The 15,532-nt window shown below is 66.9% G+C and carries 14 protein-coding genes; 3 read left to right on the plus strand and 11 right to left on the minus strand.

Annotated features, from left to right (window positions below; all coding sequences use genetic code 11):
* Positions 1–156: 156 nt before the first annotated feature.
* The 7 genes from QX048_RS33840 to QX048_RS33870 form a co-directional block, all read right to left on the minus strand.
* Positions 157–1,392, minus strand: a complete 1,236-nt coding sequence (locus tag QX048_RS33840) for a class I SAM-dependent RNA methyltransferase (RefSeq protein WP_315828087.1) — start codon at positions 1,390–1,392, stop codon at positions 157–159.
* The gene (locus tag QX048_RS33845; protein ID WP_315715541.1) at positions 1,385–2,122 is read right to left on the minus strand and encodes a TlyA family RNA methyltransferase; all 738 of its coding nucleotides are present in this window, start codon (positions 2,120–2,122) and stop codon (positions 1,385–1,387) included. The genes QX048_RS33840 and QX048_RS33845 overlap by 8 nt, the downstream gene beginning before the upstream one ends.
* Positions 2,123–2,305: 183 nt before the next feature.
* On the minus strand, positions 2,306–2,866 hold the full coding sequence (locus QX048_RS33850) for a nucleoside 2-deoxyribosyltransferase (protein ID WP_315715542.1): 561 nt from the start codon (positions 2,864–2,866) through the stop codon (positions 2,306–2,308).
* 29 nt (positions 2,867–2,895) lie between these two features.
* The gene (gene dxs / locus QX048_RS33855; protein ID WP_315715543.1) at positions 2,896–4,821 is read right to left on the minus strand and encodes a 1-deoxy-D-xylulose-5-phosphate synthase; all 1,926 of its coding nucleotides are present in this window, start codon (positions 4,819–4,821) and stop codon (positions 2,896–2,898) included.
* A 963-nt stretch (positions 4,822–5,784) separates the two neighbouring features.
* On the minus strand, positions 5,785–6,036 hold the full coding sequence (locus QX048_RS33860) for an exodeoxyribonuclease VII small subunit (RefSeq protein ID WP_315715544.1): 252 nt from the start codon (positions 6,034–6,036) through the stop codon (positions 5,785–5,787).
* 100 nt (positions 6,037–6,136) lie between these two features.
* Entirely contained in the window at positions 6,137–7,066 is a 930-nt protein-coding gene (locus QX048_RS33865) for a histone deacetylase family protein (protein ID WP_315715545.1), read from the minus strand.
* A gap of 111 nt (positions 7,067–7,177) precedes the next feature.
* Entirely contained in the window at positions 7,178–8,854 is a 1,677-nt protein-coding gene (locus QX048_RS33870) for a bifunctional metallophosphatase/5'-nucleotidase (RefSeq protein WP_315752054.1), read from the minus strand.
* A 107-nt stretch (positions 8,855–8,961) separates the two neighbouring features.
* Between QX048_RS33870 and bla the strand changes: the two genes are divergently transcribed.
* The gene (gene bla / locus QX048_RS33875) at positions 8,962–9,849 is read left to right on the plus strand and encodes a subclass B3 metallo-beta-lactamase (RefSeq protein ID WP_315828088.1); all 888 of its coding nucleotides are present in this window, start codon (positions 8,962–8,964) and stop codon (positions 9,847–9,849) included.
* Positions 9,850–9,861: 12 nt separating this feature from the next.
* On the opposite strand, the gene solA is transcribed toward bla, so the two are convergent.
* Together solA and QX048_RS33885 are read right to left on the minus strand one after the other, a co-directional pair.
* Positions 9,862–11,055, minus strand: a complete 1,194-nt coding sequence (gene solA, locus QX048_RS33880; protein WP_315828089.1) for an N-methyl-L-tryptophan oxidase — start codon at positions 11,053–11,055, stop codon at positions 9,862–9,864.
* A gap of 21 nt (positions 11,056–11,076) precedes the next feature.
* Complete coding sequence (locus tag QX048_RS33885) at positions 11,077–11,841, minus strand: crotonase/enoyl-CoA hydratase family protein (RefSeq protein WP_315828090.1); 765 nt, start codon at positions 11,839–11,841, stop codon at positions 11,077–11,079.
* A gap of 252 nt (positions 11,842–12,093) precedes the next feature.
* Here QX048_RS33885 and QX048_RS33890 point away from each other — a divergent pair, with 252 nt between their 5' ends.
* Positions 12,094–12,909 carry a hypothetical protein gene (locus QX048_RS33890; RefSeq protein WP_315828091.1) on the plus strand — a complete coding sequence of 272 codons (816 nt, stop codon included), beginning with the start codon at positions 12,094–12,096 and terminating at the stop codon, positions 12,907–12,909.
* Between the two features lie 26 nt (positions 12,910–12,935).
* On the opposite strand, the gene QX048_RS33895 is transcribed toward QX048_RS33890, so the two are convergent.
* The gene (locus QX048_RS33895; RefSeq protein ID WP_315828092.1) at positions 12,936–13,310 is read right to left on the minus strand and encodes a hypothetical protein; all 375 of its coding nucleotides are present in this window, start codon (positions 13,308–13,310) and stop codon (positions 12,936–12,938) included.
* A gap of 1 nt (position 13,311) precedes the next feature.
* Positions 13,312–13,641, minus strand: a complete 330-nt coding sequence (locus QX048_RS33900; RefSeq protein WP_315828093.1) for a hypothetical protein — start codon at positions 13,639–13,641, stop codon at positions 13,312–13,314.
* A gap of 573 nt (positions 13,642–14,214) precedes the next feature.
* Between QX048_RS33900 and QX048_RS33905 the strand changes: the two genes are divergently transcribed.
* Positions 14,215–15,483 carry a DUF892 family protein gene (locus tag QX048_RS33905; RefSeq protein ID WP_315828094.1) on the plus strand — a complete coding sequence of 423 codons (1,269 nt, stop codon included), beginning with the start codon at positions 14,215–14,217 and terminating at the stop codon, positions 15,481–15,483.
* Positions 15,484–15,532: the final 49 nt, after the last annotated feature.

Below are 15,532 nucleotides of genomic sequence, written 5' to 3' on the forward strand. Positions count from 1 at the left end.
GTGCTCATAGTCAGCGGCGTTCTCAGTCGACCTCTCCCCGCAAGCGGGGCGAGGGGGCGCACCGAGCGTGATGCGCGAGCTCCGTGCGTCATTGCAGGGGCAACGCTTGGCGCTTCCCGAAAAAGCCGATATCGCTCGTAAATCCGCTGACGGTGCTCACCGCACCAGCCTCGCCACCAGCTCGACATGCGGCGTATGTCGGAACTGGTCGACCGGCACCACGGTCTCGAGCTTGTAGCCGCCGTCGATCAGCATGCGCATATCCCGCGCGAACGTCGTGACGTTGCAGGACACCGCGACGATCACCGGCACCTTGCTGGCCGCGAGTTGCCTGGCCTGCGCCTGAGCGCCCTGGCGCGGCGGATCGAACACGACGGCGTCGATGTCGCGCAATTCCGGCGACATCAGCGGGCGGCGGAACAGGTCGCGCGCCTCGGCCTTGATCGGCTTGAGGCCGGGCGTGCCAGACGCCTTTTGCAGCGCCGCGATCGCGCCGGCATCATTGTCCATGGCGGTGACGCGCGCCCGCGTGGCGAGCCGCAGCGCGAACGGGCCGACGCCGCAGAACAGGTCGGCGACGTGCTTGGCTTTGCCGATCCGCTCCATCACCAATTGCGCCAGCGTCTCCTCGCCTTGCACGGTGGCCTGCAGGAACGAGCCGGGCGGCAGCGTCACCTGTGCCGTCCCCATCGTAACCACGGGCGCATTGCGCATCAGCACCAGCTCGCCATGGCGCGTCAGCCGCGCCAGCCGGTGCTGTTCGGCGAGGCGGGACAGGGCCGCGACGCGCGGCGGCGGCAGCGGGCCGGAGCCGCGGATGTCGATGTCGAGGCCGTTGCTGGTCGCGGTCGCCTGAATGTCGAGCGGCTTGCCGGTCGGCTTCAGCGCCTCCGCCAGCGCCCATGCGGCTTCCAGCGCACCGTCCAGCGCGGGGTCGAGGATCGGGCAGCGGTCGATCGGCACGATATCGTGGCTGTTCGCGGCCGAGAATCCGACCCTGAGGACGTCGTGCGTGCCCATCCGGGCGTGGAAGGTGGCGCGGCGCCGGCCGGCGCCGTGGGCATCGATCAGATCGGCCACGTCGCAGTCGACCTTGGCGGCCCGTAGCGTCTCGACGACGATGTTGCGCTTCCACTGCTGATAGGGCCCGGGCATCCAGTGCTGGATGGCGCAGCCGCCGCACACGCCGAAATGCGCACAGAATGGCGCGATCCGCTCCGAGCTCGCCGCCTCCACCGCGAGCAGCTTGCGGCGATCGGGATGCCCGGGCACGACAGCCGCCTCGACGGTCTCGCCGGCCAGCGTGTAGGGCACGTACAGCGCCTCGCCCGATGACAGCGACACGCCATCGCCGCGATGGCCGACATGGTCGATGACGAGACGCTCAACCATGGCGGCGCGCTCCCAGGAAGAACTCGGCGTTGCCGTCGCCGCCCTTGATCGATGACGGGAAGATCTCGATGTCGCTGCAGCCGAGCGAGGCGGCGAAGGCCGCAATGTCGTCGCAGACGGCGGCATGCACGCTTGCATCCTTGATGATGCCGCCCTTGCCGTGCTTTCCCTGCGCCTCGAATTGCGGCTTGATCAGCGCCAGCAGGCTCATCGGCGAGGCCGCGAGTGATAGCGCGACCGGCAGCACCGCCTTGAGCGAGATGAAGCTGCAGTCGATCACGACGACGTCGGGGCGCTGCGGCAGGCGCTTGCCGTCGTAGCTGCGGATGTCGGTCTGCTCCATCGAGATGATCTTCGGGTGATTGCGCAATGATGGGTGCAATTGGTCGCGGCCGACATCGACCGCGAACACGAGCGCCGCGCCATTCGCCAGCAGGACCTCGGTGAAGCCGCCGGTGGAGGCACCGACATCGAGGCAGACATGGTCTTCGACCTCGATGCCATAATGCTCCAGCGCCGCCGCCAGCTTGACGCCGCCACGCGACACCCAGGGATGCGCCGGCTCGGCCTGCAGGACGGCGTCGGCGGGAATGTTCTCCGAGGCTTTGCCCACCTGCTTGTCGTTGGCGAACACGAGCCCCGCCTCGATCGCCGCCTGCGCCCGCGCGCGGCTCTCGAACAGGCCGCGTTCGACGAGGAGGATGTCAGCACGTTTGCGGGCAGGGGTCATGGGCCGGATCGCGAGATAGGTGAGATGAGGGCGACGCAATGAATTTTGAACTCCGTCATTGCGAGGAGCGAAGCGACGAAGCAATCCAGACCTCCTTTGTAGCCCTGGATTGCTTCGCTTCGCTCGCAATGACGGGTGTTGCAAGCTGTTCGTGCGTATTCGCGGCTTCGGAGGGGCCCGGGATCAAACCGTCCTCGTCGCCAGCCGCTCCGCCGCCAATCTCACGCAGGTCTCGAACGCTGCCAGATGATGCCAGACGTCCGCAGGGCGTTCGCGTGGAGCGACGAGCGGAGCGCCGCGTAGCTCGAGCGCGTGGATCATCATGAGATTGTCGGGCAGGCCGAAATCCTCGACAGTCAGGCCTTCGCCATCGACCAGGCGACCGTCCTGCTCCGTCACCGCCGTGAAGCGCCGGGCACGATCGGCGTAGACGGCCGGGTCGTTGCAGTAGCCGAGACACAGCTTGCCGGAGCCGGCCATGTAGCCGAACTCATAGACCGTGCCGGCATCGGCGCCGGGCCCGCGGAACGGTGTGAGATTGGCGATGATGGCATCGGCGTCGTCCATCATCGCCTCGTTGCCATGGAAGATCTGGCGCGAGGCGTCGGAGGAGGCGAGGTCGATGCTGTTGTCGAGGGGGTAGAGGCCGATCAGGCCGTGGCGGTCGCAGATCGCGACCTTCCGCCGGCCGATTTCAATGGCATCCGGCAGGAACACGTCGGGACCTGCCAGATAGATCTTCATGGCTCACCACTGCGGGACGCAAGCTCGCCTCAGGCGAGCTTGACCGACTCGGTCGTGTAATCCTTGCCGAGCGCCTCGAACACCTTGCGGACGATGCCTTTGGCGTCGAGCCCGGCGCGCGCGTACATCGCTGCCGGCGTGTCGTGGTCCTGGAACTCGTCGGGCAGCACCATCGAACGCATCTTCAGGCCGCCGTCCAGCATGCCCTGGTCGGACAGATACTGCATCACGTGCGAGCCGAAGCCGCCGATCGAGCCTTCCTCGATCGTGATCAGGATGTCGTGCTCGCGGGCGAGCTTCATCACCAGCTCCTCATCGAGCGGCTTCATGAAGCGCGCATCGGCGATCGAGGCGGACAGGCCATGGGCGGCGAGCTCGTCGGCGGCCTTCTCGCACTCGGCAAGCCGGGTGCCGAACGAGAGCAGGGCGACCTGCTTGCCCTGGCGGATCATGCGGCCCTTGCCGATCGGCAGCGGAACGCCAACCTCGGGCATTTCCACGCCGCGGCCTTCGCCGCGCGGATAGCGCACCGAGCTCGGCCGGTCGTTGATCGCGACCTGGGTCGCCACCATGTGCACCAGCTCGGCCTCGTCGGAGGCCGCCATGATCACCATGTTCGGCAGGCAGCCGAGATAGGCGTTGTCGAAGGAGCCGGCATGGGTCGCGCCGTCGGCGCCGACCAGGCCGGCGCGGTCGATGGCGAAGCGCACCGGCAGGCTCTGGATGCAGACGTCGTGGACGATCTGGTCGTAGCCGCGCTGCAGGAAGGTCGAGTAGATCGCGCAGAACGGCTTGAAGCCCTCGGCTGCGAGGCCGGCGGCGAAGGTCACGGCGTGCTGCTCGGCGATGCCGACGTCGAAGGTGCGCTTCGGGAACGCCTTGGCGAAGATGTCGATGCCGGTGCCCGAGGGCATCGCGGCAGTGATGCCGACGATCTTGTCGTCCTTCTCGGCTTCCTTGACCAGGCTCTGGCCGAACACGTTCTGATAGGCCGGCGCGTTCGGCTTGGCCTTCGCCTGGGTGCCGGTGGCGATGTCGAACTTGGCCACCGCGTGATATTTGTCGGCCGCCGCTTCCGCGGGCGAGTAGCCCTTGCCCTTCTGGGTCACGACGTGGACCAGGATCGGGCCGGTCTCCATGTCGCGGACGTTCTTCAGGACGGGGAGCAGATGGTCGAGGTTGTGGCCGTCGATCGGGCCGACGTAGTAGAAGCCGAGCTCCTCGAACAGCGTGCCGCCGTCCATCATGAAGCCGCGGGAATATTCCTCGACGCGGCTGGCGCGGTTGGCGATCACCTTGGGCAGATGCTGGCCGAGCTGCTTGGCGGCATCTCGCAGCGTTCGGTAGGTCTTGCCCGAGTACAGGCGCGACAGATAGGCCGACATGGCGCCGACCGGCGGCGCGATCGACATGTCGTTGTCGTTGAGGATCACGATCAGGCGGGAGTTCATCGCGCCGGCATTGTTCATGGCCTCATAGGCCATGCCGGCGGACATCGCACCGTCGCCGATCACGGCGATCACGTTGTTCTTGCCGCCCGACAGGTCGCGGGCAACGGCCATGCCGAGGCCGGCGGAAATCGATGTCGACGAGTGCGCAGCGCCAAACGGATCGTAGTCGCTCTCGGCGCGCTTGGTGAACCCGGAGAGGCCGCCGCCGGTGCGCAAGGTGCGGATGCGGTCGCGGCGTCCGGTCAGGATCTTGTGCGGGTAGGCCTGGTGGCCGACGTCCCAGATCAGGCGGTCACGCGGGGTGTCGAACACGTAATGGATGGCCGTGGTCAGCTCGACCACGCCGAGACCAGCGCCGAAATGGCCGCCGGTCACCGAGACCGCGTCGATGGTCTCCTGGCGCAATTCGTCGGCGACCTGCCGGACCTGCTCGACCTTCAGCCGGCGCAGATCTTCCGGGGTCTTGATGGTGTCGAGAAGCGGCGTCTTACTAAATGTGGTCACGGTGACATTCCAATTTTGCAGGTCGGGTTCAAGGGCCGACATCTGAGAGGTTCATCGTAACGGGCGGCGAAACCTGAGGTCTTGAAGGTCACATCCGCGCGGATCGAAGCCGCAGTCCGAAGACTAGCCGGGTTTGGGATCGATCTATGTGATGTAAGTCACTCTTGGTGGCCTTGCCGTCCTCGTTAGTCGCCCAAGATCGCCAAGTCGTTCAGCCAAGTCAGTTTTGCTAGCTCTTGCAAGCGCTTAGATTCCTCTCTCCGGAGAGGATGGACACTTCCAAAAACCCGCAGTTGCGAGAAGCTTTACACCAAAGTGCGTCTTAAAGCCAACCCGGCGGGAGTTGGCAAGCCCGCAAACGGTACCTTTGCGCCACGTCTCAACCGCGGCGGCATGCCGGAGGTTCCATTGCTCTGCTCAAATCGACGGCAACCGTCGCTCCGGAATAGACCGGGGACGCGAGCTCGGTCCAGGCTTTTTCCCGCGCCGCAGAATCGGCCGATGCGGCGATTGCGCGCGCCGCGGTACGGTGAGCCATGCGTCCGCGTCAGGGGATCGGTCCGCAGACGATCATGAAGAAGTCGCAGGCGTGCGGCCTTTCGTGGATCGTCACGAAGCGGACGCGGAAGACCTGCGAGCCAAGCACATTGTCATGATCGGGCCGGACGATCGCAGACGCGGAACGGAACGATCGTAGGATCGGGGGGCGCCACGGCGAACTGCCCGGATCCAATCGTGTCGCATGGTAAACGAAGGACGTCGCGCTGGCTCTCGAGCGGTGAACGCGGTGGCAGAGACTTCGCCGGGGGACACTTGGCGGCCAAGCCCATTGACGATGCAGTTGCACCGATGCGCGGCTGAATTGCACGAATGGGAGGCGCTTTGCCCGCGTGTCGCGTCGGGCCACAACCAGCGAAATAAATCCGGACTGTCGCTCGGAGACGGCCGGTCGGCCGCAAGCCGCTATTGCACGTCGAGCGGCACGGTTCCCACCGCATGGCCGCTGGCGTCGGTCGTGATCTTCTCGACCCGGGCCTCCGCTTGGCGCAGCAGCTCCTCGCAGCGCCGCTTCAGCGCCTCGCCGCGCTCATAGATCGCCACCGACTCCTCGAGCGGCACCTTGCCGTCCTCGAGGCGCTTCACGATCGATTCCAGCTCCTCGATCGCGCGCTCGAACGACAGCTTCTTGACGTCGGTTACGGTGTTGTCCGCCATGCGGGTTCCCTGCAGCTCACTCAACTCCGGGGCCGTGCTTTTACACCCCGCTCGCGGCCCTGTCAGGCCCTGCCGGGGTGGATCGGCTGGAACCTGGGGATTACGCCCCGGTCAGCGCCGCAACGTGGGCCGCGACGGATTCCTTAAGTCCCTGAAGGTCATAGCCGCCCTCCAGGACAGAGACGACGCGGCCGCCGGCGGTCTTGTCGGCGAGCTCCATCAGCTTGCGGGTGACCCAGCCGAAATCCTCCGCCCGCAGGTTGAGCGACGCCAGCGGGTCGCGATAGTGGGCGTCGAAGCCGGCCGAGATGATCACGAGCTCGGGGCTGAACTTGGTGAGCTGCGGCAGGATCAGGTTCTCGAAGGCGGAGCGGAACTCAAGGCTGCCGTCCTCGGAGGCCAGCGGTGCGTTGACGATAGTGTCGTGCTCGCCGCGCTCGCCGCGGGCGCCGGTGCCCGGGAACAGCGGCATCTGATGGGTCGAGCAGTACATCACGCTCTTGTCGGCCCAGAAGATGTCCTGGGTGCCGTTGCCATGGTGGACGTCGAAGTCGACGATGGCGGCACGCTCGATGCCGAAGGTGCGCTGGGCGTAGCGGGCGGCGATCGCGACATTGTCGAAGAAGCAGAAGCCCATCGGCTTGGCGATCTCGGCATGATGTCCGGGCGGGCGCACCGCCACGAAGGCGTTGCGGTGGCGGCCCGACATCACCGACTCCGTCGCCGCGACGGCGCCGCCGACGCCGCGCATCACGGCCTCCCAGGTGCCCGGCGACATCGAGGTATCGCCGTCGAGATAGATGATGCCCGAGGTCGGGGCCATGTGGCGCAGCTCGGTGACGTAGTGCTCGTTGTGGCAGAGCAGGGCCAGCTCGATGTCGGCCTCCGGGGCCTCGTCGCGATCGAGCAGGGCGAAGCGCTCCTCGGTCAGGGCCTCCTCGACGGCGCGCAGGCGGTCGGCGCGCTCGGGGTGGCCGGACGGCGTGGCGTGATCGAGGCAGGCTTCATGAGAGAGATACAGCGTCGACATCAGGGCTCTGCCACTCGCGCGTTGCGGGAGGGCCCAATCTATGCGCTGAACGCAGCCTCGGAAAGAGCCCCGCGGGCGATATGACCGGCTTTCCGCCCGGCGCGGCAGGCGTCACGAAGCCTTGTTGACGATACGGCCGCGCGGCGGCAGGGCCAGCGGGCTGTTGGCCTTGAGATAGGCGAACAGCGCCTCGTCGTCATAGGGTCCCGTGATCGGATCGCGGCCGCTCTTGAACGCGGTGAAGCCGTCGCCGCCGAGCGCGAGGTAGTTGTTGATGGTGACCCGGTAGGACGCGGCGGGATCGATGGCCTTGCCCTCGAGCATCATGCTGGCGGCATCGATCCGCGCGCCCGCGGACTGTTTCGCATCGAAGGCATAGGAGAAACCGCTGGAGACCTGCAGGATGCGCGGCCGCGCCGGGTCGAGCCATTGCTGCTCCAGCGCGGCCTTGATCTCGGCACCGGTCAGGGTGACCGTCATCAGCTGGTTGCGAAACGGCTGGCTCGCGAACACGTCGGCATAGGTCACCGCGCCGTCGTCGCGGCGAACGAGATCCGTCCGGATGCCGCCGGGATTGGTCATCGCGATGACCGCGCTCCCTTTGTCCGCCGCGGCTGTCGCTGCGAGCTGGGCATCGGCGATGACGTCGCCGAGCACGCTCTCGCCGGAGGCGTTCGGCAGCCGCGACAGCGTCGCGGTGAGCACGCCGGCGGGGCGATTGGCGTAGGGCGCCGCGAGCTTCTCATAGGCGTCGATCAGCGCGGTCTGCGCCGGATCCTTCGGCAGGCTGGTGTCGACGACGATGTTCGTCGCGGTGGCGCTGATCACGTCGCGCGTGGTGCGGTCGAGCTTGACGTCGATCGCCGTCACCAGCGTGCCGAACTTGTCGCCCGAGGTGACGAGCCGCTTGTCGATGGTGCAGACATAGGCCTGATGGGTGTGGCCGGAGATGACGATGTCGACCGCGCTGTCGAGCTCCTTGACGATGTCGACGATCGGCCCCGACAGCCCGGGACATTCGTTCATGCCACCGGACGGCCAGCCGCCCTCGTGGATCAGCACGACGATCGCCTGCACGCCCTTGGCCTTCAATTCCGGGATCAGCGCGTTGACGCTCTCGGCCTCGTTGCGGAAGTCGAGGCCGGCCGCGCTCGCCGGCGAGATGATGCCCGGGGTCCCTTTCAGCGTCAGCCCGATGAAGGCGACCGGAACGTCCTCGAAGGTGCGGATCTCATAGGGCGGAAACACCGTCTTGTCGGTGCCGGCGAGGAACGTCGACGCCGCGAGATAGTGGAATTTGGCACCGGTGAACGGCTGCGGCCCGCGGCAGCCGTCGGTCGGATGACAGCCGCCGTTCTGCATCCGCAGCAGCTCGGCCTTGCCCTCGTCAAACTCGTGATTGCCGACCGCCGACAGGGCGAGCCCCATCTGCGACATCGATTCGATGGTCGGCTCGTCGTGGAACATCGCCGACAGGAACGGGCTCGCACCGATCAGGTCGCCGGCTGCGACGAAGATCGTGTTGGGCTGGCCGTCGGCGAGCAGCTTGACGAGGCTCGCCATGTGCTCGGCGCCGCCGGCTGGAACAACGGTGGTCTTGGTTGGATCGGCGGGATCGGCGACGCGGATGCCGGAAGAGGGCGGCTCCAGATTGCCGTGGAAGTCGTTGATGGCGAGGATGCGCAACGCTATCGGCTCGTCCTCGGCCGATGCTGGCGGGCCGACGATGCTTGCAACGGCGGCGCCGGTCAGCAGGCAGGCAAGGGCGAAGCGGGAGAGACGGCTCATGGCAGGGTCACGTGTGATGCAGGGGCCGCGGGACGAAGCGCGATTGCCCCGCCGCGGTCGCAATGACATAAAACGATTTCATAACACCAATACATCGGGAGGCCGGAATGAAAAGAATGATGCTGCTCGCGGCGACATTGTCGCTGGCCGCCGGCTCCGCTGCAGCGCAATCGCTGCCGGACCTGATGAAGCAGATGGTCGCGGCGTGGAATAAGCCGACCGAGCCGTTCAAGGTGATCGACAACGTCTACTACGTCGGCACCAACGGGCTCGCTTCCTACCTGATCACCACGCCGCAGGGCCATATCCTGATCGATACCGTGATGCCGGAATCGACCGCGCAGATCGAGGCCAGCATCGGCAAGCTCGGCTTCAAGGTCGCCGACATCAAATACATCCTCAACACCCACGCCCATATCGACCACACCGGGGGGCTGGCGCAGATCAAGCAGGAAACCGGGGCGCAGATGGTGGCGGGCGCCAAGGACGTGCCGCTGCTGGAAGGCGGCTTCTATCCGGGCCGCGAGGAGGAGCGCTATCTCGGCTTCCCGCCGGTCAAGGTCGACCGCGCCGTGCGCGAGGGCGACACCGTCACGCTCGGCGGCGTCACGTTGACGGCGCATGAGACGCCGGGCCATTCGCCGGGCTGTACCAGCTGGACGACCGACGTGAAGGATGGCGACGCCACCCGCAGCCTGATCTTCTTCTGCAGCGCCACCGTGGCGCTGAACCGGCTGGTCGGCCGTCCCACCTATCCGGGCATCGTCGACGACTACAAGAAGACCTTCGCCTGGGCCAGGACGGCGCATCCCGACATCCTGCTGGCGCCGCATCCGGAGATGTACGACATGGCCGGCAAGCGGGCGAAGATCGCCGACGGCGCGCCCAACCCGTTCGTCAAGCCGGGTGAATTCAACGCCTATCTCGACAAGCTCGAGACGCAGTTCAACGACGGGCTGGCCAAGCAGACGGCGGCGCTGCAGTCCGGCAAGTAGTTGCGCCGTCCGCTATGCTGGATCGGCGACGGCCAGCCGGTCCAGTGTGAAGCCGGAGAGGTCGACGCGCGGCGTCTCGCCCCGGGCCATCGCCGCGAGCGCCTCGCCCACGGCCGGCGAATGCTTGAAGCCGTGGCCCGAGCAGGCCGAGGCGTAGATCACCTCGGCGTCACCTGGATCGTGGTCGATGACGAAGCGGCCGCCCGCCGCGTTGGTATAGAGGCAGACCTCGCTGCGCAGGCAGCGCGGGCCGAGATCCGGCACGAAGGGGCGGACATAGGTCTCGTAAACCTCGGCGATCTCGTCCGCCGTCACCGCGCGCGACACGTGGTCGGGATCGGTCTCGCCGGTCAGCACCTCGTTGGCGATCTTCACGCCGTTGTCCGGCGAGCCGAGCCAGGGGAAGCCGTAGATATCGGACGCCGCCCGCCCGCGTCCGCTGACGTCCCATATGAAGACCGGCGTGTCCGGCCCGAAGCGCTCGGGATGGGACAGGACCTCGAGCCAGTACAGCACCTGCCGCGTGACATTCACACGCCGGCGCAGCGGCGCGATCAACTCGGTGATCCAGGGCCCGGTGGTGACGATCAATCTGTTGGCCGACGCCGTCGTGCCGTCGTCCATGGTCACGATGTGGGCGCCCGCGGCGCGGCGAAACGCCGCCACGCGCCGGCCGGTCACAAGCTCCGCGCCATGCCGCGCGGCGACCGCGAGCTCGGCCCGGACGCAGTCCTCGACCAGGAGATAGCCGCCCTCGCGATCGAGGAAGGCGCGATCGCCCGGCGCGATGGCGAAGGCGGGATAGTCGGCGCGTAGCCGCTCCGATGAGATGATCTCGCCGTCGACGCCGTGCAGCCGCGCCGCGGTTTCGATGTTGCTGAAGAACTGCGCGCTAGAGACGCCGTGAACCTCGCCGCCATCCTGGCTCGGGATGAACAGGCAGCCGCATTGTTCGAACAGCCGCGCGCCGGTCTCGCGCTCCAGCTCCCGCCACAGCACGTGCGAGCGCTGCGCCAGCGGCGTGTAGTCGACGCCTTCGCCGATCGCCGCGCGGGTGATGCGGGTCTCGCCATGGGTCGAGCCGAAGCGGTGCGGCGGCTGGAAGCGGTCGATGCCCAGCACGCGCCGCCCGGCCTTGGCGAGATGCAGCAGCGTGGCGCTGCCGACCGCGCCACAGCCGATCACGATGACATCAAACTGCGCCATGCGCGCCCGCCGCGGCCCCGCTCATTTCTTCTTCTTGCGCGACAGGAACGCCTTGAAGGCGCCGACCGCCTCCTCGGAGGTCATGCGCTCGGCGAACAGATAGGCCTCCTGGTCGATCCGGCGGGTCAACTCGTCCGGCGCGGTGCGGATCAGCTTGCGGCCGATCGCCACCGCCTCGGCCGGCAGCCGGCAGATGTCGCGCGCCACCTTGTGCGCCTCGACCTCGGTATGGCCCGGCGCCACCACGGCGTTGACGAAGCCGGCGATCTGCGCGTCCGCCGCCGTCATGGTGCGGCCCATCACCAGCATCGCGAACGCCCGCTGATAGCCCATGGTCCGCGGCATCAGCAGGCTCGAGGCGCCCTCCGGCACCAGGCCGAGATGGATGAAGGGCGTCGAGAACGTCGCCGTGGTCGAGGCCAGCACGTAGTCGCAGTGGAACAGCATCGTCGTGCCGATGCCGATCGCGACGCCGTCGACCGCGGCGATGATCGGCTTGACGTTATGCGCCAGCGAATACAGGAACTTGGTCGCCGCCGAGGTGCGCGCGGCGTCGTTGCCGGCCGCCCCCGCATGCAGGAAGTCCTCGAGATCGTTGCCGGCCGTGAACACGCCGGAGCCGCCGGTGATGATGATGCATCGCACCAGCGGATTGTTCTGCGCGGTGTCGATGGCATCGCTCATGCCGAGATACATGGCCTGGGTGATCGCGTTCTTCTTCTCCGGGCGCCTGAGCTTGATCGTCCGCGTCTCGCCCTCGTCGGTCACGATCAGATGGTCGGTCATGGGCCCCTCATGCGTGTGCGCCGGCGGCTGCGTTGCCGCCGGTCATTTGTCCAGTCCTGCATCTCGCCGCAGCCTACATCATCCGCTGGTCGCGCCAAGGGCTGAAGCGGTCATTGGTCGCGGAGGGAAGGCGGGCGTGATCGCAGGCGAGCGCTCGCCATGGATTCTCGCCGTGGTTTACGACTGGTTTGCAACAGCATCGGCGTCCGCTATCGTCCCGCGCAGAGCTGCGATCTTTTGCAAGGCAATTCGATGACCAAGGTCTTTTCAATACTGCTGTCGCTGCTGCTACTCTGTCACGCCTTCCCGGGGATCGCTGAGGCTGCCGCCACCGACCGCGCGCTGCTGTCGCTGTTCTGCGCGCCCGGCGCGATCGCGGGCACCACCTGCAAGCGCGCCAGGTCCTATCCCGACTCCGAGGGGCGCCGCTGTGACGTCACCCTGAGGCCTGAGCGGCAGCAGGGACGTTTCCTGGCCTCCAGCAATCCGCTGCTGGTCGTGAGCTATGGCAGCGGCTGCGAGCCGCACGCGACCGATTTCGGCGGCGCGGTCGTGTTCGAGCAGGTCGGCGGCGCTTACAAATTTCGCGGCTTCCAGCCGGGCATGCAGGTGAATGAATGCGTCATCTCCACCACCAGGGACGAAGCGCAGGACGTGCTCGTCTGCCTGACCGGGCATATGGGGCAGGGGGTGGTCGAGACCGGCGTGGCGCGCGTCGGCTTCGCCAGTGCCAGCGGCGGGTCCATCGAGATGTCCTACGATTTTCTGCTGCAGGCCGAGGACACGACGGGAGCCTATCTGACCAACATCGTTACCTGTTCGGAGCAGCTCAAATATTTCGGCCTGTCGAAGCTCGCGGCCGGGCCAACCCCCGGCAGCGTGGTCGCCGCCGTCAGCTACGCCGATCACGAGACGATCAGCACGGCCTGCGCCAAAGGCTTTCCGAAGCCGAAGGACGCGGAGGACATGCGCGAACTCGCACCGGGCGAAGCCTTTGTGCCGGACGGTTACGCCAAGAGCGGCAGCGTCATCATCGAGATTGCAAGCCGCTCGGCAAAGTTGCGCTGAGTCTGCCGCGGTCCAGTTGTCGCGCCTCAGCGTGATCCGTCCGGGCGGGACGGGGCAGCCGGCGGGCGCGGGCCGGCGGCCGGCGATGCCTGCTGTCGGACAGCCTCGCGCCGCAGTGCCTGCTCCAGCACCACCAGCCGAGTCGCCATGCGCGTCAGTTCGTCATGCACCGAGCCCTGGACACCCTGCACGGCGTGCTGCACCTCGCGCAGCGCATCGCGCTGCGTCTCCGCCTTGAGCACCCTGAACTCGGCCTCGATCGAGGTCAGGCGGTTGTTGACCGCCCTGATCGCCTCGGCGATCTCCTTCTGGCCATCCTGCAGCGCGCGCACGTGATCGACCAGCCGCAGATGATCGGTCAGCTCCTCGACCGTCTTGCCGATATTGCTGCGGCCCCACATCCTACTTTACCGACCTCAGCAGGTTCCTGATCGTCGCCAGATGATCCTCCGGCGATCCGAGCCGCGCTGAGATCGCGCTCATCAGGTCCTTGCGCAGTTCCGACAGTTCGTCCTCGGGCACGATGCGCTCGGCGGCCTCATCATAGGCCATCCGCCGCGGCTCGACCTCGACGGGGCGCGGCGCGACGTCGAAATAGGGTGGCCGCTCGTACACCGGGATGTGCGGCGCCTGGCGCGACGATGTGACGCGCGCGAGACTCGGAAACCGTGGTGGCGGCGTGTGCGCCGGACGTTCGATCTGATCAATCAGCGCCGCCAGCGCGACGTCCATGTTGCTGTCGTCAGGCTCATCGTCGACAACGTAGGACGGCTTCCGCAGTGTCGCCCCATTCGCGGGCGATGATGAGGTGAATGACGATGCGTGGTCGCGGAGTCGCTCGATGACCCGACGGACTCGCGCGCCGAGACCTGGCTTCTCCCTGGCCGGTGTTCGCATCAACATGTCGCTCTCCAGCGGAACAGCTTAGGCGAGCAGGGAAAACCTTAGCAAGGGGCCATCGTTCAGCTGCCAACAGGATGTCGCGTGGCAGCCCGCGCCGGTGGCGCAGGCGCCGCCTCCCCCCGGCAGGTTCCCTCTTGCGCATTCCTGGCACCAACGCGCAAAGCCTCGATGATACCGGCAATCCGGGTGTGGAGTGCGTCTTGGCGTGCATAATGGAGCTCGCCGACAAGGGGAAGGCGCGTTTGACGCGGCATCGCCCTGACCCCTCGTGCCGTGGCCGGCCTGCCTCGATCGCGCAGCCGGCAGGAACGCGCATGGCGTCAGTCGGCGGTAAGGAACAACCGTGGTGGCCGGCCGTTCGGACCTTGCTTGCCGTCCCCCCGCAAACGTCCGAGGCCTTCCATGTATCACCACGTCAAGAAGCTGATGTTCACCGTCCGTGTCGACGAGCCGGATCCGCGCTTCGGCAACATGCTGCTCGAGCAGTTCGGCGGCGCCAACGGCGAACTCGCCGCGGCCATGCAGTACTCGATCCAGGGCCTGAATTGCGAGGATCCCGACCGCAAGGACCTGTTGATGGATATCGGCACCGAGGAGCTGAGCCATCTCGAGGTGGTCGGTACGCTCGCCCGCATGCACCTGAAGCCCGCCAAGTTCGACCGCGAGGCCGCCGAGGCCGATCCGCTCATTGCGATCGCCGGCGGCGGTGGCGTCAACCTGTTCAACTCGCAGGGAAATCCGTGGACTGCCGATTATCTCAAGATCACCGGCGAGCTCGACGTCGACCTGCGCAGCAACATCGCCGCCGAGGCGCGCGCCAAGATCGTCTATGAGCGGCTGATCAATTTCACCGACGATGCCGGCACCAAGGACGCGCTGCAGTTCCTGATGACGCGCGAGATCACCCACATGAAGGCGTTCGCGCTGGCGCTGGAGAGCATGGGCAAGCCGGCCTTCAGCATCGGCCGCCTCGCGCCGACGCCGGGCCTGGTCGATCAGTTCTTCAACGATTCCACCGGCGCCGGGGACCACGGCGAGATCGACACCCGCGGCCCCTGGAACGAGGGCGGCGACTGGGTGTTCACGGAATCGCCGGCGATCCAGGCCGGCGAACCCGGTACGGCCTCTGCGATCGTCACTGAAAGCTCGCCGCCGGCGGACGAATCCGGCTTGAGCGATCTGCTCATGGACGAGCTGCGCGACATCCTGCACGCCGAGAAGCAGCTCACCAAGGCGCTGCCGGCCATGGCGGAGGCCGCGCGCTTCGATCAGCTGCGTGAACTGTTCGAGCAGCATCTGATGGAGACGGAGCAGCAGATCGAGCGCATCAACGAGTGTTTCGGCCTGCTCGGCAAGACCCCGCGTGCAAAGCCCTGCAAGGGCATGATGGGCCTGGTCGAGGAGGGGCAGGAGATCATGACCCAGAGCGAGGACAAGGAGGATGCCGCCGCCGACCTCGCACTGATCGGCGCCGCGCAGCGGGTCGAGCATTACGAGATCTCCGGCTACACCACCGCGCGCAACCTCGCCCAGCAGCTCCGCCACAGCGCCGTCGTCGCGCTGCTGTCGAAGTCGCTGGCCGAGGAGGAGAACGCCGACCAGCTCCTCAACCAGGTCGCGCGCTCGCTGATGTCGGTCGCCAAGATGCCGGCCGCGATCGAGCAGGCGTGAGGAGGGCGTAGTCGTAGGCGGATGAGCGCAGCGTCATCCGCTGCCTTCC

The sequence above is a fragment of the Bradyrhizobium sp. SZCCHNS30572 genome, assembly GCF_032484415.1.
In the GTDB taxonomy this organism is placed as follows: domain Bacteria; phylum Pseudomonadota; class Alphaproteobacteria; order Rhizobiales; family Xanthobacteraceae; genus Bradyrhizobium.

What these genes read in the sequence shown, in the direction of transcription:
- QX048_RS33840 (WP_315828087.1), bottom strand. Translation starts at nt 1,392, where the DNA reads ATGGTTGAGCGTCTCGTCATCGACCATGTCGGCCATCGCGGCGATGGC.
- QX048_RS33845 (WP_315715541.1), bottom strand. Translation starts at nt 2,122, where the DNA reads ATGACCCCTGCCCGCAAACGTGCTGACATCCTCCTCGTCGAACGCGGC.
- QX048_RS33850 (WP_315715542.1), bottom strand. Translation starts at nt 2,866, where the DNA reads ATGAAGATCTATCTGGCAGGTCCCGACGTGTTCCTGCCGGATGCCATT.
- QX048_RS33860 (WP_315715544.1), bottom strand. Translation starts at nt 6,036, where the DNA reads ATGGCGGACAACACCGTAACCGACGTCAAGAAGCTGTCGTTCGAGCGC.
- QX048_RS33865 (WP_315715545.1), bottom strand. Translation starts at nt 7,066, where the DNA reads ATGTCGACGCTGTATCTCTCTCATGAAGCCTGCCTCGATCACGCCACG.
- QX048_RS33870 (WP_315752054.1), bottom strand. Translation starts at nt 8,854, where the DNA reads ATGAGCCGTCTCTCCCGCTTCGCCCTTGCCTGCCTGCTGACCGGCGCC.
- bla (WP_315828088.1), top strand. Translation starts at nt 8,962, where the DNA reads ATGAAAAGAATGATGCTGCTCGCGGCGACATTGTCGCTGGCCGCCGGC.
- solA (WP_315828089.1), bottom strand. Translation starts at nt 11,055, where the DNA reads ATGGCGCAGTTTGATGTCATCGTGATCGGCTGTGGCGCGGTCGGCAGC.
- QX048_RS33885 (WP_315828090.1), bottom strand. Translation starts at nt 11,841, where the DNA reads ATGACCGACCATCTGATCGTGACCGACGAGGGCGAGACGCGGACGATC.
- QX048_RS33890 (WP_315828091.1), top strand. Translation starts at nt 12,094, where the DNA reads ATGACCAAGGTCTTTTCAATACTGCTGTCGCTGCTGCTACTCTGTCAC.
- QX048_RS33895 (WP_315828092.1), bottom strand. Translation starts at nt 13,310, where the DNA reads ATGTGGGGCCGCAGCAATATCGGCAAGACGGTCGAGGAGCTGACCGAT.
- QX048_RS33900 (WP_315828093.1), bottom strand. Translation starts at nt 13,641, where the DNA reads ATGGACGTCGCGCTGGCGGCGCTGATTGATCAGATCGAACGTCCGGCG.
- QX048_RS33905 (WP_315828094.1), top strand. Translation starts at nt 14,215, where the DNA reads ATGTATCACCACGTCAAGAAGCTGATGTTCACCGTCCGTGTCGACGAG.